This window comes from Cyclobacteriaceae bacterium (genome assembly GCA_013141055.1).
Classification (GTDB): domain Bacteria; phylum Bacteroidota; class Bacteroidia; order Cytophagales; family Cyclobacteriaceae; genus ELB16-189.
Window position 1 is genome coordinate 488,730 of record JABFRS010000002.1, and the last position, 20,197, is coordinate 508,926.

General features: G+C 43.3%; 18 protein-coding genes and 1 riboswitch. Of the genes, 13 read left to right on the forward strand and 5 right to left on the reverse strand.

Annotated elements, in window-relative coordinates; translation table 11 throughout:
- The first annotated feature begins 6 nt into the window (after nt 1-6).
- The 12 genes from HOP08_16655 (at nt 7) to HOP08_16710 (ending at nt 11,520) form a co-directional block, all read left to right on the forward strand.
- Entirely contained in the window at nt 7-546 is a 540-nt protein-coding gene (locus tag HOP08_16655; protein NOT76561.1) for a sigma-70 family RNA polymerase sigma factor, read from the forward strand.
- Between the two features lie 3 nt (nt 547-549).
- Entirely contained in the window at nt 550-1,383 is an 834-nt protein-coding gene (locus HOP08_16660; protein NOT76562.1) for a hypothetical protein, read from the forward strand.
- A gap of 98 nt (nt 1,384-1,481) precedes the next feature.
- On the forward strand, nt 1,482-2,375 hold the full coding sequence (locus HOP08_16665) for an ABC transporter permease (GenBank protein NOT76563.1): 894 nt from the start codon (nt 1,482-1,484) through the stop codon (nt 2,373-2,375).
- 4 nt (nt 2,376-2,379) lie between these two features.
- On the forward strand, nt 2,380-2,583 hold the full coding sequence (locus HOP08_16670; GenBank protein NOT76564.1) for a DUF3098 domain-containing protein: 204 nt from the start codon (nt 2,380-2,382) through the stop codon (nt 2,581-2,583).
- Between the two features lie 9 nt (nt 2,584-2,592).
- A complete protein-coding gene (locus HOP08_16675) occupies nt 2,593-3,390 on the forward strand; it encodes an undecaprenyl-diphosphate phosphatase (protein NOT76565.1) in 798 nt (265 codons plus the stop codon).
- The gene (truB, locus tag HOP08_16680) at nt 3,387-4,085 is read left to right on the forward strand and encodes a tRNA pseudouridine(55) synthase TruB (protein ID NOT76566.1); all 699 of its coding nucleotides are present in this window, start codon (nt 3,387-3,389) and stop codon (nt 4,083-4,085) included. The genes HOP08_16675 and truB overlap by 4 nt, the downstream gene beginning before the upstream one ends.
- Nucleotides 4,082-5,008, forward strand: a complete 927-nt coding sequence (locus tag HOP08_16685) for a bifunctional riboflavin kinase/FAD synthetase (protein NOT76567.1) — start codon at nt 4,082-4,084, stop codon at nt 5,006-5,008. The genes truB and HOP08_16685 overlap by 4 nt, the downstream gene beginning before the upstream one ends.
- Nucleotides 5,009-5,077: 69 nt before the next feature.
- Nucleotides 5,078-5,773, forward strand: coding sequence for a CoA transferase subunit A (locus HOP08_16690; protein NOT76568.1), 696 nt, complete (start codon nt 5,078-5,080; stop codon nt 5,771-5,773).
- A 44-nt stretch (nt 5,774-5,817) separates the two neighbouring features.
- Entirely contained in the window at nt 5,818-6,474 is a 657-nt protein-coding gene (locus tag HOP08_16695; protein NOT76569.1) for a CoA transferase subunit B, read from the forward strand.
- 130 nt (nt 6,475-6,604) lie between these two features.
- Complete coding sequence (gene gldC, locus HOP08_16700) at nt 6,605-6,934, forward strand: gliding motility protein GldC (GenBank protein NOT76570.1); 330 nt, start codon at nt 6,605-6,607, stop codon at nt 6,932-6,934.
- A 124-nt stretch (nt 6,935-7,058) separates the two neighbouring features.
- Nucleotides 7,059-9,827, forward strand: a complete 2,769-nt coding sequence (locus HOP08_16705) for a TonB-dependent receptor (protein NOT76571.1) — start codon at nt 7,059-7,061, stop codon at nt 9,825-9,827.
- 28 nt (nt 9,828-9,855) lie between these two features.
- Nucleotides 9,856-11,520, forward strand: coding sequence for a hypothetical protein (locus tag HOP08_16710; protein ID NOT76572.1), 1,665 nt, complete (start codon nt 9,856-9,858; stop codon nt 11,518-11,520).
- Between the two features lie 64 nt (nt 11,521-11,584).
- Here HOP08_16710 and metF read toward each other — a convergent pair whose 3' ends face one another.
- From metF to HOP08_16730, 4 genes are all read right to left on the reverse strand, one after another.
- The gene (metF, locus tag HOP08_16715; GenBank protein NOT76573.1) at nt 11,585-12,541 is read right to left on the reverse strand and encodes a methylenetetrahydrofolate reductase [NAD(P)H]; all 957 of its coding nucleotides are present in this window, start codon (nt 12,539-12,541) and stop codon (nt 11,585-11,587) included.
- A 51-nt stretch (nt 12,542-12,592) separates the two neighbouring features.
- Nucleotides 12,593-12,973, reverse strand: a complete 381-nt coding sequence (locus HOP08_16720) for a four helix bundle protein (GenBank protein ID NOT76574.1) — start codon at nt 12,971-12,973, stop codon at nt 12,593-12,595.
- Nucleotides 12,974-13,145: 172 nt separating this feature from the next.
- Entirely contained in the window at nt 13,146-15,833 is a 2,688-nt protein-coding gene (metH, locus tag HOP08_16725; GenBank protein NOT76575.1) for a methionine synthase, read from the reverse strand.
- Entirely contained in the window at nt 15,826-16,791 is a 966-nt protein-coding gene (locus tag HOP08_16730) for a 5-methyltetrahydrofolate--homocysteine methyltransferase (GenBank protein NOT76576.1), read from the reverse strand. The genes metH and HOP08_16730 overlap by 8 nt, the downstream gene beginning before the upstream one ends.
- An 84-nt stretch (nt 16,792-16,875) precedes the next feature.
- Nucleotides 16,876-16,981, reverse strand: a riboswitch (SAM riboswitch).
- Between the two features lie 110 nt (nt 16,982-17,091).
- On the opposite strand from HOP08_16730, the gene HOP08_16735 reads away from it, so the two are divergent.
- Nucleotides 17,092-18,033, forward strand: coding sequence for a phosphatase (locus HOP08_16735; GenBank protein ID NOT76577.1), 942 nt, complete (start codon nt 17,092-17,094; stop codon nt 18,031-18,033).
- A 3-nt stretch (nt 18,034-18,036) separates the two neighbouring features.
- Here the strand turns inward: HOP08_16735 and ppk1 are convergent, their stop codons facing one another.
- Nucleotides 18,037-20,187 (reverse strand): polyphosphate kinase 1, encoded by a 2,151-nt coding sequence (ppk1, locus tag HOP08_16740; GenBank protein NOT76578.1) that lies wholly within the window; start codon nt 20,185-20,187, stop codon nt 18,037-18,039.
- Between the last annotated feature and the right edge of the window lie 10 nt (nt 20,188-20,197).

Genomic DNA, 20,197 nt, shown 5'->3' on the forward strand with positions numbered 1-20,197 from the left:
CAGGAAATGAACGAAAAGGATCTTTTTGAGAGAATTCAGAAAGGTGACGAGAAGGCCCTTGAGTTGATTTACAAGAAGTACTATCGGATGATGACCAAATTGGTCATTACCAATAGTGGCACGGAGGAAGAGGCGCGGGATGTTTATCAGGATGCCCTGGTGGTATTCTGGCAAAAGGCCCGATCCGGAAATCTGGTTCTCACCTCAAAAATGAGTACCTACATCTACAGTATTTGTCAGAACCTGTGGAGAAAAGAACTGGATCGGAAAAAGAGGTTGTCGAATGAGGAAAAGGACTCATCGGAGTCCATGGATCTCGATGGCCCTGAACGCGAAAAGATCATCGCCAAGTGCATGGAGCAATTGGGTGAAACTTGCCGCAAGGTTTTGATGTTTTATTACTTTGATGAGATGTCGATGCAGGAGATAGCAGATAAACTGGGATTCGCCAATACCGACACCGCCAAGACAAAGAAATATAAGTGTAAACAAAAACTCGACGAACTCGTGAAAACACAATATTCGGAGAGTGACTTTTTAGATTAAGACATGGAGAATTTTGAATTAATTGACGACTATCTCTCCCACCGGCTCAACGAGCAGGAGACAAAAGCATTTGAGCAACAAATGCAGGGAGATCCTTCTTTGAAAAAGGAAGTGGACTTTCAACGTCAGATCATTGAAGGTGTTCAAAAGGCAAGAACGCTTGAATTGAAGACCATGCTGAACAATGTTCCGGTTGGTGGAAGCACTATGTGGAGTGGTGGAAAAATTGCTGCATCCGTTGTCTCTGCAGGTCTTGTTGCTACATTCCTTTATGTCTATCTGAATGGTGATCAAAGTGAATTGATCGTTTCAGAAAATCAACCTCTGACAGAACAAGTCGAAGAAAAACAGGATATTACTAAAGAAGAAAATATTGTCCCTTCTATCGCAGAAGTGAAAGATTCTGTTGACAGTGAGCCAGTAGTTCAACAACAAAAACCCGCTAAGAAAGCCAAGGTTACTACCCCTGTTCGCAAACCTGAAATTAAGGTTGTAGATCCATCTGCAGAGATGAATGATTCAGAAGAAGCCAAGTCATCCAATTCCGTAAGCGATCGTGGACAGATTTCACAATCGAAAATGGAAGTGATCACAGGCACCGCAGACAAGAAGCATAATTTCCATTATCAATTCTCACAAGGAAAGCTTGTACTGCTAGGACCTTTTGACAAGAGTCTTTACGAGATCCTTGAGATCCATGGTGATGGTCATGCAGTGTTCCTCTTCTATAAAGAGAACTATTATCTCCTTGACGAAAACCAATCATCTATCACCGAGCTTCAGGCGATTCGTGAAGGACAGCTCCTGAAAAAGCTTAAAGAATACAGAGGACGCTAGATTACACAAGCATTTATATCTTTTAAAATCCCCTTCACAAAAGGGGATTTTTTTATTTATGCCAAAATCAGTGATCCTTGCCTATCTTTACCGCCTGAATGGCCAAAGAATTTAAAGTCAAAAAGAAGAAACTCGGGAGCTACCCGTTTTTCAGCGTAGTGTTCAGCATTACACTGGCTTTGTTTGTGGTTGGAATATTCGGAGTGCTGGTGATCTATGCCGAGTCCCTCTCCATCATCGTAAAAGAAAATGTGAAGATCCAGGTGTACCTGAAGAATCAACTGGATCCTAAAGAGATCAAAGCCATTGAAAAGCAACTGGCTTCCTCCGACTTCATTGTAAAAGACACGGTGAAGAAACCTATCGTCTTCATTTCAAAAGAATCTGCAGCCAAGCAGTTTATTCAGGATACCGGTGAAGACTTTCAGAAATTCCTGGGTGAAAATCCGTTACGCGATGCATACCTGGTAGCGGTAGATCCTGCTTTTCACACAAAAGAAAATCTTGCTGCCATTAAAGCGAAAGTTGAAAAGATCAATGGCGTATTTCAGGTGTATTATGTTGAGAGTCTTATTGAATCGATCAATAAGAATATTGCAAAGATCGGACTTGTACTATTGGGATTAGCGTCAGTGCTTATCATCATCGTCGTGATGCTGATCAACAGCACTCTGAGACTTGCTCTGTTCTCACAAAGATTCTTAATACGAAGCATGCAACTGGTGGGTGCGACCCGTGGATTTATCCAATGGCCATTCATCTACCGGGCAGTTTTACATGGAGCGTTGGCTGGATTGATTGCCTGCGGACTGATCTGGGGCGTTATTCAATTTGGACACCGTAGAATTGAAGAGCTGAGGATGCTTGAAAATCAGGAAAGGCTTTTGATCCTTCTTGGCAGTCTCCTCGCAATGGGTATTTTTGTTGCTGTTATCAGCACCTGGAGAGCGGTGCACAAGTATTTAAAGCTCTCATTGGACGAATTATTTTAGTGATATGAACAAACTTCCTTTCGGAAAGAAAAATTATCAGCTCATGGTCATCGGCCTTATTGTACTGGCTGTAGGCTTCACCATCATGAGTCTCGACAATCAGCCCCATGGCTTTGGTTTCCTTGGACTTACACTCGGACCTATCATTGTGATGGGAGGATTTATCCTGGAGCTGTATGCGATCCTTTACAAGCCGGTTGATAAATAATATTATCCAATGTCGATCCTTCAGGCTATTGTCCTGGCAATCATCGAAGGCTTAACAGAATTTCTGCCGGTATCTTCCACCGGACATATGATCATTGCATCTTCTTTCATGAAGATATCCTCTGATCCTTTCGTTAAAACATTTACCATTGCTATTCAGCTGGGCGCGATTGCTTCCGTTGTAGTTCTCTACTGGAAAAGATTTTTTCAAACCTGGAAATTCTATTTTGTCCTCCTGGTGGGATTCATTCCTGCCGCAATCGCAGGTCTTTTATTCAATGATAAGATCGATCAGTTGCTTGAACGTGTTGACGTCGTTGGCTGGATGTTAATCATTGGCGGAATCGTTCTGCTTTTCATTGACAGGATGTTCACTCCCACTTCAGAAATTAAGAACAATGAAGAAGTATCTTTCATGCAGGCTTTGAAGATTGGATTATTCCAATGCATTGCCATGGTTCCAGGAGTGTCACGATCAGCTGCCACTATTATTGGTGGTCTGACGCAAGGTCTGACAAAGAAGACGGCTGCTGAATTCTCTTTCTTTCTTGCGGTTCCTACCATGCTGGCGGCAACGGGCTATAAGCTTCTGAAATTTTATCTCGAAGGCAACTCTTTTGGTCAGAATGAAATCATGCTGCTGGCCGTTGGAAACATTGTAGCCTTTGGAGTCGCTATGGTTGCGATCAGGTATTTCATTGATTTTCTCACCCGTCACGGATTCAAAATTTTCGGATACTACCGAATTATCGTTGGCATAATCCTGTTACTTCTGTATTACTTTGGTGCAGAAATAGAGGTGTTGTGACAACAAAAGAAGAAGGAAGCATTTTTCTGGTGAATAAGCCTGTCCGTTGGACTTCCTTCGACGTCGTGGCACGCATGCGACGCATTCTCAAGATGAAAAAGATCGGACATGCCGGAACACTCGATCCCCTCGCCTCCGGACTGCTGATCATCTGCACAGGAAAGATGACCAAGAGCATTGAAAGCTTTCAGGGTCTTGGCAAAGAATACACCGGCAAATTCACATTAGGTCAGACTACTGCTTCGTATGATCTGGAGACAGAGACTTCCCCTGCAGTGGATATTTCCAATGTGACGGATGAACAGATCCTGGCCGTCGCAAAGACCTTTGTAGGAAACATTCAACAGATCCCTCCTATTCATTCTTCCATTTGGGTAAACGGAAGACGCGCTTATAAATTTGCCCGGCAGGGACAGGAAGTTGTTCTCCAGCCAAGAGAGGTGGAAATAAAAGAGTTTGAGATCACTAAAATTGAAAAGCCGGAAGTGAGTTTCCGGATTGTCTGTTCAAAAGGAACTTACATCAGAAGTCTGGCCAACGATCTTGGTAGTGCGTTGGGTGTTGGTGCACATCTTTCTGAATTGACACGCACTGCAGTAGGTGAATACAAATTAAAAGATGCAGAAACTCTGGAAGCGATCAAAGCACGAATCGTAGGACCCGGAAGTATCAATCAACCACAGATCATTGAATGAAAATCTATCATACACTGGATGATTTCACGCGACTTGAATATGCAGTTGTAACCAGCGGCACGTTTGATGGAGTGCATCTGGGGCATCGGAAGATCCTTGGCAGGTTGAAAGAGATTGCAGAAAAGAATAATGGTGAAACTGTGGTGATTACTTTCTGGCCGCATCCGCGCCTTGTTCTTAAACCCGATGACACTTCCCTCAAATTATTAAACACCTTTGAAGAGAAAGCTGCACTGTTGAAAGAGCAGGGAATACAGCATCTTATCAGAATTCCATTCACGAAAGAATTCTCACAGATCTCTTCCCTGGATTTCATAAGAAATATTCTTGTTGAAAAGATCGGCACACGAAAGCTGGTGATCGGCTACGACCATCGCTTTGGGAAAAATCGTGAGGGAAGCTTTGATCAGCTTAAGCTGAATGCTCCGGAGTATGGATTTGAGGTTGAAGAGATACCAAGGCAGGACATTGATCATGTGGGTGTGAGCTCTTCCAAGATCAGGAAAGGACTTGAAGAAGGAGATGTCACAACTGCAAGGCAACTTTTAGGGCAATCTTATTCTATTACGGGCAGAGTTGTAAAGGGAGATCGTCTTGGGAGAGTGTTGGGGTTCCCAACTGCCAACATTGACCTTGACACTCATTACAAGCTGATACCCGCAGAAGGAATTTATGCCGTTCAAATTCAATATGCAGGTGTTGAATATGGAGGAATGCTCTACATCGGAAACCGGCCGACGATCAATGGAACAAGAAGATCCATTGAGGTAAATATTTTTAATTTTGACAAGGAGATTTACGGTGAGAATCTGACAGTGACCTTTGAAAAACTTTTGCGTGCTGATCTGAAGTTCAATGATCTCGATGAGCTCAAGAATCAGATGCACAAGGATAAAGAAGAAGCACTGCTGGCATTGAGCTGAAATAATTTATTACTATTTCATATAAGATTAAGTGCAATCTTGTAACCTTCCATTAAAAAAGAACAAGTCATGATCAATAAGGTAGTGACCAACGCAGACGAGGCTATCAAAGACATGGCGGATAACAATACGCTGATGATCGGAGGCTTTGGTCTTTGCGGAATTCCGGAAAATTGTATTGCCGCTATCCTTCGCAAAGGTGTGAAAGGATTGACGTGCATCTCCAACAATGCGGGAGTAGATGACTTCGGAATCGGCCTGATGTTGAAGAAGAGACAAGTGAAGAAAATGATCTCCTCTTATGTGGGAGAAAATGCTGAGTTCGAACGTCAGCTTCTTTCAGGAGAACTGGAAGTGGAACTGATCCCGCAGGGGACGCTGGCAGAACGCGTCCGGGCAGGAGGTGCAGGAATTCCCGCCTTCTTTACACCTGCCGGAGTTGGAACGGAAGTGGCTGAGGGCAAGGAAACGCGGGAGTTTGACGGAAAGGTATACCTAATGGAAAAGTGGCTGAAGGCTGATTTTTCACTCGTAAAAGCCTGGAAAGGAGATACTTCCGGCAATCTGGTCTATCGGGGAACAGCACGGAATTTTAACCCCATGATGGCTTCAGCTGGCGTGATCACCATTGCTGAAGTTGAAGAACTTGTACCGGTTGGAGAGCTCGATCCCAATAACATCCACACACCAGGGATCTTTGTTCACCGCATTTTTCAGGGTAAGGATTATGAGAAGAGAATTGAACAGAGAACGGTGACCAAATAGAAGATTGACGATACTCAAACAGATAATAAAACTCTGACATTGATATGCTTGACAAAGTAGGAATTGCGAAACGCATTGCACAGGAAGTAAGAGATGGTATGTATATCAATCTTGGTATTGGTATTCCAACATTGGTTGCGAATTATATTCCCAGGAATATGAACGTTGTGCTTCAATCAGAAAATGGATTGCTGGGGATTGGACCTTTCCCAACGGAAGACCAGGTTGATCCTGATCTCATCAACGCTGGCAAACAGACGATCACCATGATGCCGGGCTCTGCTTTGTTCAGTTCAGCAGAAAGTTTCGGTATGATCCGTAGCGGCAAAGTAGATCTTACCATTCTTGGTGCGATGGAAGTTTCAGAGAATGGAGACATCGCCAACTGGAAAGTTCCGGGAAAGATGGTGAAAGGTATGGGCGGTGCGATGGATCTGGTTGCTTCTGCAAAAAATATTATCGTTGCGATGCAGCATTGCAGCAAAGAGGGAGCGTCGAAGCTTCTTAAGAAATGTTCACTGCCGATAACCGGTTTGGGTTGTGTAAAGAAGATTGTGTCTGATCTTGCGGTGCTGGATGTATTACCTGGCGGTGGTTTCAAATTACTTGAACGTGCACCGGGTGTGACGGTGGAGCAGATTGTTGACGCTACGGAAGGAAAACTTCTCATTGAAGGAGACATCCGGGAAATGGTAGTTTAGAAATCGCAGTCACATCACAGCTCTTGACGAAAAGATCATTTTCACGATCGACTCAACCATTAAATTCAACTCCAAAATCTTAACTTTACGCCTCATTTAATTTTCAACTCTCAAATCTTCTACCTGACTCATGAAAAAAAGCAGCATCAACTTCACGATACACCTCGACTCCAGCAATGTTCCAGAAAAAATCGAGTGGGATGCGACTGAAAAACCGGACTCAGGTCTTTCTGAGACCAAGGCGATCAGCATTAATCTCTGGGATCATGTTCAGAAGAATACGATGCGTATTGACCTGTGGGCCAAGGACATGCCGGTAGATGAAATGAAACGATTCTATATTGATTGTGTAGGAGGCTTAAGTCAGAGTGTGCTCAGTTCAACCGGAGATGAATACATCGCAAACGAAATGAATGCGCTTTGTGAGCGACTTGCGAAGCATCTGAAAGAATCCAAATAACTGATATTCTTTGTAGTACGGGTAGGTTTTTCGTTGGGTAATTGGTTTCAAAAAAGGTCACCACAATCGTTTGTTTTCGGGCAAATTCTTGTAGATTTATCAAAATAAACCATAAAAACCCTTTATGAATAAACTCTACATGCGGTCGCTCCTCCCCCTCATCTTCCTTTTTTTGGGTGCAGCGAATCTAATGGCTCAGACCACTGTCTCTGGTACAGTGAAAGATGCCGCCGGTGAAACCCTCGCAGGTGTTAACATCGTGGTGAAAGGAAGAGTGATTGGAACAATCACCGATACAAACGGAAAATATGATCTCAAAATAAGCGATGCACCACCGATAACGTTGGTTTTTTCATTTATAGGGTTCAAGACACAAGAGATTGAAGTTAAAGATGCAAGCACTACTGCACTTGACATTGCTCTTGAAGAGCAAACACTTCTTGGACAGGAAGTGGTTGTGGCTGCTTCCCGTATGGAAGAGAGCATTCTGAAGTCTCCGGTTACTGTTGAGAAAATGGATATCCTTGGAATCCGCTCAGCACCAACTCCAGACTTCTATGATGGTCTTGCCAATCTTAAAGGAGTTCAGGCAAATTCAGGAAGCTTAAACTTCACAGCCATTAACACACGTGGTTTTGCTACTATCGCCAACGTACGTTTCGTACAGTGGGTGGATGGAATGGATACACAGGCTCCCCTTTTGAATTTCCCTACTGGTAACATCATTGGTATCGGAGAACTTGATGCTGAAAGCGTTGAGTTGATTCCAGGAGCAGCATCGGCTCTCTATGGACCGAATGCATTCAACGGTATTATGGTTATGAAAAGCAAAAGCCCGTTTGACTATCAGGGTTTAAGTGCTCAGGTAAAGTATGGTATCACGAACTCAACTGCTGCCGGAACCAATCCACTTGGAACTTACAGCGTTCGTTATGCAAAAGCCTTCAATAACAAATTCGCTTTCAAGCTGAACGCATCTTTGCTTCAGGGAAAAGACTGGTTGGGTAATGATTACTCAACGGATCGCAATAATGCTGATTCAAAAACCAACCTTAGCGGAAACAGAGACTTTGACGGATTGAATCTTTACGGAGATGAAACCCGCATCAATGTTCCGGTTCCAAGCATTGGAACTATTACCCGTACCGGTTTCAGAGAACAAGACATTGTGGATGACCGCGAAGCCAAGAGCATCAAGTTTGATGGTGCCCTTCACTATCGTCCTACTGACAAGATTGAAATCCTTTATAACTATCGCTACGGCGGTGGAAGCTCAATCTACCAGGGAGCTGAAAAATATGCTCTAAGAGATTTTACCCAGCAGTTCCACAAACTGGAAGTGAAGGGAGATAACTTTTTTGTAAGAGCTTATCAGACTGCAACAGACGCGGCTAAGTCATACAACCTCTCTGCATTGGGAGCTTATATGAATGAGTCTTACTCTGCATCTGCAACACAATGGGTTCCTGATTTCGTTTTGGCAATGCAGGGATATATTCCCGGAACTGCTGCTGGAAATCCTAATGCTGCAAGAGCTTATGCTGACCGCAACCGTCCTGAGCCAGGAACTGCTGCTTTCACTTCACTTGTAGATGCTGTTAAGGCTAACTACTTCCAGAAGACACCCACTAATAGCTATACTGACAAGAACGGTGGCGTTCATGCAGTGGGCGGTGGTGCATCCTTCCAGGATAATTCAAAACTCAGACACGTAGAGGCGAACTACAAGTTCCTTAATCAGATTCAATTTGCAGAAATTCAAGTGGGTGGTAACTTCAGACAGTACGATTTGTTCTCTAACGGAACGATCTTCAATGAAGGACCTGATGACGGTGTGAATTTCAATCGTATCATCATCAACGAGTATGGTATCTATACACAGATCGCGAAGACTTTTGCTGAAAAGCTGAAGCTGACCGGATCTATTCGTTACGATAAGAACGAGAATTTTGAAGGACGCGTTACGCCTCGCTTCTCTGCGGTTTATGAGTTGAATAAAGACAACAACATCCGTGCATCGTTCCAGACTGGTTTCAGAAATCCTGACACACAGGCTCAGTTTATCTTCTTCCCTTCTTCCGGCGGTACATTGCTTGGAAGCACTGAAAAGAATGCTGCGCGTTATGGCATCCACAACGGTGGAGCATGGACACAAACTTCTTACAATGCATTCATAGCTTCCGGTGGAACACTTGATCCAACAACCGGAACTCCAGTAGGTGGCAATGCATCACTTCTGGCAACAGCTAATGTTAAATATGTACAGCCTGAAACACTTCAATCTGTTGAATTAGGTTACAAAGGTTTGATCGCTTCGAGCGTACTGGTTGACTTGAATGGTTACTACACTCAGTACAGCAACTTCATTGGTGGACAAATTGTAGCAAGCAAAGCTGCAACTTCTCATCAGGGCAAGCAGATCAATGCAGGTTCATTGTTCTCTCCTTACACTAACTCTACTGAAGACGTTAAGTCAATGGGTGTTGGTCTAGGACTTTCTTACACTGTATACAAGACCTACGTATTGAACGGTAACTATAACTGGTCAGATTTCACAGCAAACGAATCTGCAGAATTCAATGCAGGGTTTAATACACCGAAGAACAGAATGAGCGTGGGTATTGGTAACCGCAAGCTTGCCAAGAATCTTGGATTCAATGTCAACTTCCGTTATCAGGATGCATTCCAATGGCAATCATCTTATGGAAGATGGACTGTACCAGCGTATGGTGTAATCGATGCACAAGTAAATTACAAGGTGCCATCCATCAAGACGATGTTTAAGATTGGCGGAACAAACCTTGGAGGTGCTGACTACAGAACCAACTTAGGGTCACCTTTCGTAGGTCAACAGTATTACATCTCATTAACGTTTGATGAATTCTTAAACTAATCGTTGACGGATTAAAAACACAAAAGACATGAAAAAGAAAAATTATATATACGTCGCTCTTGCCACCGCCCTCTTTGTTGGGTCGTGCAAGCAGGAATTAATTGTTAAGCAGGATCCAACAGTAACGGCACCGGCCACTCCTTCCAAAGGATCAGCTTCGTTCACCAAGTTTGTCGCTGTTGGTAACTCTTATGTTGCCGGCATGCAAGCCAGTGCGTTGTTCAATACAAGCCAGGAGAATTCTTTACCAAGAATTATGGCCAAGCAGTTTGAAAGCGTTGAGGGACCAGCAACTTTTAACCAACCTGACATCAATTCAGTAAACGGTTTTAATCCTATTAACTCAGTTCTTCCTGGATTGGTCCTCGGTCGTCTATTCTTATTTGATCCGGATGGCACAGGCCCTCGTAGTGCAGGTCCTGCAGCAGCAAAGACCCCTCAGGTAGTTGCTACCTGCCCTGCATCTGTGACAACACCTGCGGCACCGGCTCCTTTCAATACTGCAGATTTTCCTGCAGCATTTGCGGGATCAAAAACAACGCTTCAGAATTACGGAGTACCATTGATCTATCTGGCTCAGGCATTAACGGCAGCAACGAGTGGCCCACCACCGCCAGCTCCAAACCCTGCTTACAGCCCTTTCTTCAGTCGCTTCGCAGTAACTCCTAGCCCTGATGGTACTAATGGATCTTCCATATTAATTGATGCAAAAGCAGCTGCGGGAACTTTCTATCTTATCTGGCTGGGCTTTGACGATGTATTGTTATATGCAGCAACAGGAGCTGATGGTGTATCAGCAGGTACATATCCAATGACAGCAGCAGCTACTTTCCAGGGACAGTTCAATGCACTGATCAATGGACCTTCTGCACCTTCTGGATTAATGACCGGAACAACCTTCAAAGGTGTAGTTGGTAACATTCCTGACTTTACTACATTACCTTATTTCTATACCGTAACCTGGAATAATATCACATTGGATGCTGCAACTGCAACTTCTCTTAATAGTAATCTTGCAGCTAATTACAATGGGTTTCTTGATGCTATGGTTACGAATACCATCATCACAGCCGCTGAGCGGGACAAACGCAGGTTGAATTTTGTTGCTGGAAAGAATGGTATTCTATTGAGTGATGATGTTGGCTTCTCAACCGGAGGTCTTACAGATCTTACTCCATACATGACAGGCCCTGCAGCTGGTCTTGTGCCATTTGCTCTAGCTCGCCAGGCAACTGCTACCGATCTTGTACCATTAGCAGCCGGTTCGTTTCTTGGAACATGCTTTGGCGGAAGTCCAACAGCTATTAACGGAGTAAGTTATCCTGTGCCTGACAAGTATATCTTAACTCCTGCTGAAACTGGTGCGATTCTTACAAGAACTGCAGAATTCAATGCATCCATCACTGCTGCTGTTGCGACCACCGGTGGTCGTTTGGTGATTGCAGATGTAAGAACTGCTTACAACAACTTTGTTGCGGCAAAAGCTTTCATTTCTGATAACGTGATGATCACTCCAAGCTTCGCTCCTCCTACAGGTGCATTCTCTGAAGATGGTCTTCATCCTAATTCAAGAGGATATGCATTCACTGCAAACATCTTCATCGATGCAATCAATGCAGGATTCGGAGCGGTGATACCAAAAGCAAGCCTTGCAGCTTACAGCGGCACAGCTCTTCCGGTTAGCCCACTTTAACAGATACTGTCTTAAACAAAAAAGCCATCCGAAACCCGGATGGCTTTTTTTATTATCAACACATTCAGAATAACTGCTTTGCTATTTTATAGATCGGGTCGGATTTGCCCATTGAGTAGTAATGCAATGTTGGTACGCCGAACTTCATCAGTTCCTTTGACTGCTGAACGGTCCACTCTATTCCTACCTGCTTCACCGCTGCATTATCCTTGCACTTATCCACTTCTTCTGATAATGCTTCCGGAAGGTCAATATGGAAAATGGTAGGGAGAATATTTGATTGTGCTTTGGTAGTGATTGGCTTGATACCTGGAATGATCGGCACCATAATTCCAGCTTCACGGCATTTTTCAACAAAGTCAAAGTATTTCTTGTTATCAAAAAACATCTGGGTGACAATGTACTCTGCACCCATGTCTACTTTCATCTTAAGATACTTGAGATCCATTTTAAGGTTGGGTGCTGAAAAGTGTTTTTCGGGATAGCCAGCCACACCAATACAGAAGTTGGTAGGAGATGCATTCTCAAGGTCTTCATCCAGAAATTTCCCACCATTCATATTGACGATCTGCCCTAATAAATCAGAAGCATATTTATGCCCATCGGGATTGGGAACAAACCGTGGTTCCGTTTTTATAGCATCTCCCTGCAAAGCAAGAACGTTATCGATCCCAAGGAATTGGAGGTCGATGAGAGCATTTTCTGTTTCTTCCCGTGTAAATCCACCACAGATTATGTGGGGCACTGTATCAACCTTATAGTGATTTTGAAGGGCAGCGCAAATACCAACAGTCCCCGGACGTTTACGGGTAGAACTCTTTTCCAACAGTCCTCCCTCCTTTTTTTTATAAACGTATTCTTCGCGGTGATATGTAACATCAATGAATGGCGGTTTGAATTCCATTAAAGGATCCATGTTATCAAACAAGGTCTTGATGTTTTCACCTTTTAACGGTGGAAGAATCTCGATGCTGAAGAGAGTCTTGCCGTTGGCCTTTTTTATATGATCTATGACTTTCATTGGGGAACGTGTAGAGGTGTTGACGTGTAGACGTGTAGAGGCTTGGAAGAATTAAGAATGAGGTGACAGGTTACGATTGAGATGGCGAATCAGGCCTAAAGTCAGAGCTTTGACATGTTCTGACTTATCCTGAATTTCTTTTGCTTCTCCTTCCGACCAATAATTAACATCGACTGCAGCATAGCATATACTTTTGACTTCATTTGCGGATGTAAATGAATACTCTAAGAATCTTTTGAAATCCTTTTGTGAACCTCGACCAAACCCCTCGGTGATATTGCTCATGATAGAAATTGAAGCTCTCCTAATCTGACTCTTCATATCAAAATCCCTCGTAAACGCTCCTTTATTTGAATAGGTATAAACCAATTTAACAAGCGCTCGTGCCTCTTGCCAACATATTAAATCTTCAAACCTTTGTACTTTACTCATTCCTAGTTTCAGCTTTTCCGCTAAAATCTAAAAACAACAAATTCCTCTCAAATAAAATCACTCCCGAATACCTGACGACTTAACCAGCCACCCTTACGCTTTTACACGTCAACACTTCTACACATCAACACCCATTCCACTTTTCCACGTCAACACCTCTACACGTCTACACTTAACTATAAGAAAGATTTGGCGACAACCATTTCTCCACTACTTCGAGGTCCATTTTCTTGCGACTTGCATATTCTTTCACCTGATCTTTTTCGATCTTACCCAAGCCAAAATAAACCGAATCAGGATGTGAAAAGTAATAACCGCTAACGGCAGAAACAGGATACATGGCAAAAGACTCTGTTAACGTAATTCCTGCTTCCTTCTCTGCCTGGAGCAAATCGAATATCGTGCGCTTCTCTGTATGATCAGGACATGCAGGATAACCAGGCGCAGGACGAATTCCCTCATATTTTTCTTTTATCACATCTTCCATCGGCAGACTCTCATGCTTGGCATATCCCCAGAATTCCTTGCGGACTTTCTCATGCATTAGTTCAGCGAAAGCTTCTGCCAGGCGATCTGCCAATGACTTTACAAGAATCTCATTGTAGTCATCCTGCTTTGCCTTGTACTCGGCAATCAATTTTTCAATGGTACCACCCGCTGTAACAGCAAACATCCCAATGTAATCCTTCTTACCTGATGCTTTAGGGGCGACGAAATCCGACAGGCAAAAATTCGGAAGATTTGCCGCCTTTTTATTTTGCTGGCGAAGGAAATGTAACGTCGTCAGTTCTGATTTAAATTCCTTGTCTTTATAGAGGGTAACATCGTCCGTATCTGTTGCCTGCGCCGGATAAAAGGCAATCACACCATTGCATTGTAATTTCCTGCCAGCAACGATCTTGTCAAGCATGATCTGCGCATCATCATACAGTTTCCTGGCTTCTACCCCAACCTTATCATCTTTAAAAATATCCGGATAGCGACCAAAGAGCATCCAGGTCTGAAAGAACGGAGTCCAGTCAATATACTTTCTGATTTCCTCCAAAGGATAATTATTGAATGTCTTTCTACCAATGAAAATAGGTTCGGTTGGCTGGAAGGCATTCCAATCAATCTTCACTTTATTCCTGCGTGCTTCAATCAATGAAATATAATTCTTGTCCTGCTGGCGACTTGCATGATCCTTGCGAAGTTGATCATACTCAGCTTTCATACGGGTCTTAAAGCTCTTTCTTGTGTCAGGATTGATAAATTCACTGGCAACCGGTACTGAACGGGATGCATCCAGAACATAGACTACAGGCCCATCGTACACGGGATCAATCTTAACCGCAGTGTGTATTCTCGATGTTGTTGCTCCTCCAATCAATAAAGGAAGTGTTAATCCTTCACGCTGCATTTCCTTGGCAACATGCACCATTTCATCCAAAGACGGAGTGATTAGTCCGCTCAACCCAACGATATCTACTTTCTCGCGCTTGGCTGCTTCAATGATCTTTTCTGTAGGAACCATAACACCCAGGTCTACTACATCATAATTATTACAGGAGAGCACGACCCCTACAATGTTCTTTCCAATATCATGAACGTCACCCTTTACAGTGGCCATGAGTATCTTGGCGGCAGGTTTTCCAACCTGTCCGCTACGTATCTTTTCTTCTTCCAGATAAGGCGTGAGGTAAGCCACGGCTTTTTTCATCACACGCGCACTCTTTACTACCTGTGGCAAGAACATCTTTCCAGCGCCAAACAAATCTCCGACAACATTCATTCCTACCATTAAAGGACCTTCGATCACGTGCAATGGTTTTTCAAACTTATGCCGCACTTCTTCAATATCGGTATCAATGTGCTCAATGATTCCTCTTACAAGGGAATGTGTTATTCTTTCTTCCACGGTTCCCTGCCTCCACTCATCATCCTGCTCCTTCTTCTTGGCAGATCCTTTGACTGTCTCAGCAAATTCAAGCAAACGTTCTGTTGAATCTTCACGACGATTTAAAAGTACGTCTTCAACACGTTCAAGAAGATCTTTTGGAATATCATCATACACCGCAAGCATGGATGGATTTACAATTCCCATGTCCATTCCATCCTTAATTGCATAATAAAGGAATACGGAATGCATGGCCTCGCGAACCAACTGATTTCCGCGGAAGCTGAATGAGACGTTACTTACACCACCGCTTACATGTGCGTGAGGGAGATTTTCCCTGATCCATCGGGTTGCTTTGAAGAAATCAAGAGCGTAGTTACGGTGTTCATCAATACCGGTTGCTACGGGGAAGATATTGGGATCAAAGATTATATCCTGAGGGGGGAAATTTACCTTTTGGGTAAGGATATCATAGGCTCTTTTACAGATTTCAATTCGTCTTTGATAAGTATCTGCCTGGCCTTGTTCATCAAATGCCATGACAACAGACGCAGCACCGTAGCGCTTCACCAATTTCGCCTGACGGATAAACTCTTCCTCTCCTCCTTTTAAGCTGATGGAATTAACAATACTTTTTCCCTGCAGACATTTAAGTCCTGCTTCAATGACATTCCACTTGGATGAATCGACCATTACTGGTATCCTTGATATCTCTGGTTCTGATGCCATGAGATTCAGGAACTTAACCATGGCAAACTCAGAGTCGAGCATACCCTCGTCCATGTTCACATCAATGACCTGAGCACCACCACGCACCTGATCCAGCGCGACCGACAATGCCTCATCATACTTGTCTTCTTTGATGAGTTTCAGGAATTTTGCAGATCCTGTTACGTTTGTCCTTTCACCAATATTGATAAAATTAGACGCAGGCGTAACCGTGACTGCTTCAAGTCCGCTAAGCTTTAAGAAATTATCAGGCATGAACTGCTACCTCCCTTGGTTTATACTTTGCAGCAAGCGTTGCAATTGCTTTAATATGATCTGGGGTTGTGCCACAGCATCCACCAAGAATATTCACTAATCCCTCTTTCAGGAATTCTTCAATCTGCTCACCCATTTCATCAGGACCTTCGTCATATTGTCCAAATTCATTTGGCAGACCAGCATTGGGATAAGCGCTCACAAAGAAAGGAGCATGCTCATTCAATACTTGAAGGTAAGGACGTAACTGTCTTGCTCCCAAGGCACAGTTAAGACCAACACTAAGCAATGGAACGTGAGAAACGGATATTAAAAAAGCCTCTGTTGTTTGTCCGGAAAGAGTTCTTCCACTCGCGTCTGTGATCGTTCCCGATACCATGATTGGAAGAGATTTCCCGAGTTCATCGAACAATTCCTGAATTCCGAAGAGCGCTGCTTTAGCATTCAGGGTATCGAAAATGGTTTCCACTAATATAAGATCCGCACCACCATCCATGAGACCTTTCACCTGCTCTTTGTAGGCAACTTTGAGTTGATCGAACGTCACTGCACGAAAGCCAGGATCATTCACATTTGGGGATAATGATAAAGTACGATTGGTGGGTCCAACGGCACCGGCTACAAAGCGCGGTTTGTGGGGTTCACGTTTGGTGAATTCATCAGCAACTTCTTTAGCGATTTTAGCCGATTGATAATTCAACTCATAGATAATGTGCTCCAGGTAGTAATCGGCCTGAGCAATGGTTGTTCCGCTGAAAGTATTGGTTTCGGCAATGTCAGCACCAGCAGCATAATACTGTGCGTGAATATCCTTTATGATATCAGGTCTTGTAATGGATAAAAGATCATTATTGCCCTTAAGGGGATGCTTGTGATCCTTAAAGCGTTCGCCTCTAAAGTCCTCTTCCTCAAGCTTATGCCTTTGAATCATCGTACCCATGGCCCCGTCCAGGATCATGATACGTTCCTTTAAGATGTCTTCAATTTTCACTCTTTCCGTGGTTTAATCCATGCTTATCCAGAAAGAGCCTTGTTGGTGGGCCGCCTATCTTCATCCGCCACGTGGCAGAAAGGGAGTTAGCACCATGTTATTGGCAAGGTTGCTAAGACTTCATAGGGCCCTGTCCCTCGGTCTTTCTGGATAAGCCCTGCAAAGAAAATCAATAAGTAGCTAAAAATGAAGGATGAACGGAGATTTTATAACAATTCATTCATCTATTAAAGATATTAAGGCCTTACTTTGCAAGCTTACTCATATATGAAACTAGCAGCGATTGATATAGGTTCCAATGCGATTCGTTTTCAGGTATCCAGCGTGCTTGAGCATGACAATAAAGTGATGTTCAAGAAACTGGAATACATTCGATTTCCACTTCGGTTAGGGCATGATGTATTTGGAACCAATCGCATCAGCAATAAGAGCATTGAGAAGTTCAGTAAGCTGATGAAGACTTACAAGCTTATGCTGGAACTTTACGAGGTTGACGATTTCATGTTCTGCGCTACGTCCGCGATGCGTGAATCTGAGAATGGTTCAGAGCTTGTTAAACAGATAAAGAAAGACCTTGGCATTACAATCAATATTATTGATGGCAAAGTGGAAGCCGATCTGATCAACAAAGCGATCTCATCTTACCTGTCCGACAAGACGTATCTGCACATTGATGTAGGGGGCGGAAGTACAGAGCTCAATCTTTTTGCGGGTGGCAAGAAAATCAAAACGAAATCATTCAAAATCGGCTCGGTACGTGTATTAGAACATCACGACTCTCCTACCATGTGGGTGGATATGGAAAAATGGATCAAAGAGCATTCAAAGAAAGAATATGGTGCCATTACAGCTGTTGGTACAGGAGGAAACATCAGTAAGATATTTGAACTGGCGCGAATCAAAGCCGGAAAGACCATGACTCTTAAGAAAGTAAAGGAGATCAAGAAGATGGTTGAGCGCCATTCCATGGACGAGCGCATTTACAAACTGCAGATGAACCCGGATCGTGCTGATGTCATTGTTCCAGCCAGCGACATTTATATCAAAGTGATGGAATGGGCCAATTCAAAAAATATACTCGTTCCGGAAGTAGGATTAAAAGATGGTATTCTCCTGGATCTCTATGAGAAGAATCAAAAGCACAGGAAAGTACAGTTCGTCAATACTGAAGATCAGTCGAAAGGCAACAAGACAACAAGAGTTAATTAGAAATCAGAAGAGCTTAACGTCTTCGATGATCTCTTTCGTGATGTGGTAGAACTCTTCATGGATATTAAACGGAGCTTCACCATTCTGTTCTTTAATTGTGTAGCTGCCATCCTCCTTCATTGAATATGAATTTACGTTGTCACGTAAATTATATCGAAGGATATTCATCACCTGCTTCTTCAGCATTTCTTGTTCAAGTAATACCAAAGACTCGATGCGTCGATCAAAGCTTCTCACCATTGCATCTGCACTTCCGAAGTAAACATTCGGATTGCCTGCATTGTGAAAATAATAAATACGTGAATGCTCAAGATATTCACCAACAATAGAAATAACCTCAATATTGTCGCTCAGTCCTTTTCTTCCGGGACGAAGGCAACACATTCCACGAACAATAAGCTTGATCTTTACACCCGCCTGACTCGCTTCATATAATGCATCGATGAATTCCTTATCCTGAATGGAGTTCAGCTTGATTACAATTCCTGATGGCAATCCATTTCTGGAATTCTCCGCTTCCTTTCTTACCAAAGCACAGAGTTGATTTCTCATATCCCTTGGTGAAGTAATCAGATTACGGTAAAGCGACGGTTGAGAATGTCCTGTGATTACGTTGAAAAATTCAGAGACGTCTACGCCATACGTTTCACGTGTTGTCAGCAGACCAATGTCTGTGTAAAGACGTGCTGTTGCTTCATTATAATTACCGCTGGAGATGTGAACGTATCTGTAAACGCGATCATCCGGTTCTCTTCGTACGATCAGCAATAATTTCGTATGAGTTTTTAGAGCGCCAAATCCATAGATCACAAAACATCCCGACTTTTGAAGCTTTTGCGCCTCACGCAAATTGTTCTCTTCGTCAAAGCGTGCTTTTACTTCAAAGAGAACAGAAACGTGCTTGCCATTTTCAGCGGCCTTCAATAGCGCTGCACTCACACGTGATTCCTTTGCCAAACGGTAGATGGTGATCTTGATGGAAAGTACCCATGGATCGTCTGCTGCTTTCTCCAGAAGCTCAATTACAGGATCCATTGAATCATATGGATGATGTAAAAGAATGTCCCGGTCTTTCAACACTTCGAACAGGTCACGTTGCCCCATCTCCGGATAGGTAACAGCCCTGATGGATGGACGGGTGCTTGCTTTTGAGGCTGCCCGCTTATCCGCAAACGCCTTATGTCCAATGATTTGGTTGAGGCCGGAAAGATCCAGCAAACTCTCTTTTGGCACCGGGAAGATATTGAGCTCTTCAAGGTCCCATTGTATTTTAAGAAGGCGAATCATCCATGGATCAGCTCCTTCGAGCATGTCCAGGCGCACGACTCTTCCCGTACGGCGTGTCTGTAGTTTTCTTTTTAACTCTTCAAGGAAATTCGATTCAATATCTTCACTTTCCTCAAGCGTAAAATCACCATTCCGGTTAATGCGGAAAAGATTTACACTTAGTACCTCCACATTTCTAAAGAGATGATGAACATTATGCTTGATAATGTCTTCAATAGGAATGAAGGCAATCGTTTCATCCATCTGTAATATCTCAAAGAATCGCTGGATATTACTAGGGATCTGTATAAAGGAAGCTTTCTGATGCTGAACTGAATCACCTACTGCTTTTGTAACCACTCCGATCAGTAGTCGGTTGTTTTTTAATGTTGGGAATGTGTGATAGCTATCAAACATCATCGGCGTCAGCATCGGATAGATCGTTCGCTGGAAATACTGGTCTACACGATTTTTATCCTGAGCGGCAAGTGATTCGTAATCACAGATTTTGAAGCCATTCTTTTCAAACTGGGGCTTCAGCTTTTGTAAATAATATTCGTGCTGAGTATGGATGAACTTCTGAATCTCCTGTAACAGTAATGTTCTGAAGGGTGCTTCACGAAGTCCACTGTAATCAAATCGCTCTTTCCCGAAATCCAGATAATTGTAAAGACTTCCTAAACGAATGGTGCAAAACTCATCCAGATTGGAGGCAGTGATAGCAAAGAACTTCAGTCGATCGAATATACTCCGATCAATATGACGAGCCTGATCAAGCACGCGATAGTTGAATTGCAACCAGCTAAGATCACGACTAATGTAATTACTCTCCTCAATTTGCTGTGGAGCGTTGACCGGGAGGGTCAGCGATTCTCCTTTGCCTTCCATATTTGACAAC

Bases quoted from the DNA above. Each gene is read 5' to 3' on its own strand.
- HOP08_16655 (NOT76561.1), top strand. From the start codon at position 7: ATGAACGAAAAGGATCTTTTTGAGAGAATTCAGAAAGGTGACGAGAAG.
- HOP08_16660 (NOT76562.1), top strand. From the start codon at position 550: ATGGAGAATTTTGAATTAATTGACGACTATCTCTCCCACCGGCTCAAC.
- HOP08_16665 (NOT76563.1), top strand. From the start codon at position 1,482: ATGGCCAAAGAATTTAAAGTCAAAAAGAAGAAACTCGGGAGCTACCCG.
- HOP08_16670 (NOT76564.1), top strand. From the start codon at position 2,380: ATGAACAAACTTCCTTTCGGAAAGAAAAATTATCAGCTCATGGTCATC.
- HOP08_16675 (NOT76565.1), top strand. From the start codon at position 2,593: ATGTCGATCCTTCAGGCTATTGTCCTGGCAATCATCGAAGGCTTAACA.
- HOP08_16685 (NOT76567.1), top strand. From the start codon at position 4,082: ATGAAAATCTATCATACACTGGATGATTTCACGCGACTTGAATATGCA.
- HOP08_16690 (NOT76568.1), top strand. From the start codon at position 5,078: ATGATCAATAAGGTAGTGACCAACGCAGACGAGGCTATCAAAGACATG.
- HOP08_16695 (NOT76569.1), top strand. From the start codon at position 5,818: ATGCTTGACAAAGTAGGAATTGCGAAACGCATTGCACAGGAAGTAAGA.
- gldC (NOT76570.1), top strand. From the start codon at position 6,605: ATGAAAAAAAGCAGCATCAACTTCACGATACACCTCGACTCCAGCAAT.
- HOP08_16705 (NOT76571.1), top strand. From the start codon at position 7,059: ATGAATAAACTCTACATGCGGTCGCTCCTCCCCCTCATCTTCCTTTTT.
- HOP08_16710 (NOT76572.1), top strand. From the start codon at position 9,856: ATGAAAAAGAAAAATTATATATACGTCGCTCTTGCCACCGCCCTCTTT.
- metF (NOT76573.1), bottom strand. From the start codon at position 12,541: ATGAAAGTCATAGATCATATAAAAAAGGCCAACGGCAAGACTCTCTTC.
- HOP08_16720 (NOT76574.1), bottom strand. From the start codon at position 12,973: ATGAGTAAAGTACAAAGGTTTGAAGATTTAATATGTTGGCAAGAGGCA.
- metH (NOT76575.1), bottom strand. From the start codon at position 15,833: ATGCCTGATAATTTCTTAAAGCTTAGCGGACTTGAAGCAGTCACGGTT.
- HOP08_16730 (NOT76576.1), bottom strand. From the start codon at position 16,791: ATGATCCTGGACGGGGCCATGGGTACGATGATTCAAAGGCATAAGCTT.
- HOP08_16735 (NOT76577.1), top strand. From the start codon at position 17,092: ATGAAACTAGCAGCGATTGATATAGGTTCCAATGCGATTCGTTTTCAG.
- ppk1 (NOT76578.1), bottom strand. From the start codon at position 20,187: ATGGAAGGCAAAGGAGAATCGCTGACCCTCCCGGTCAACGCTCCACAG.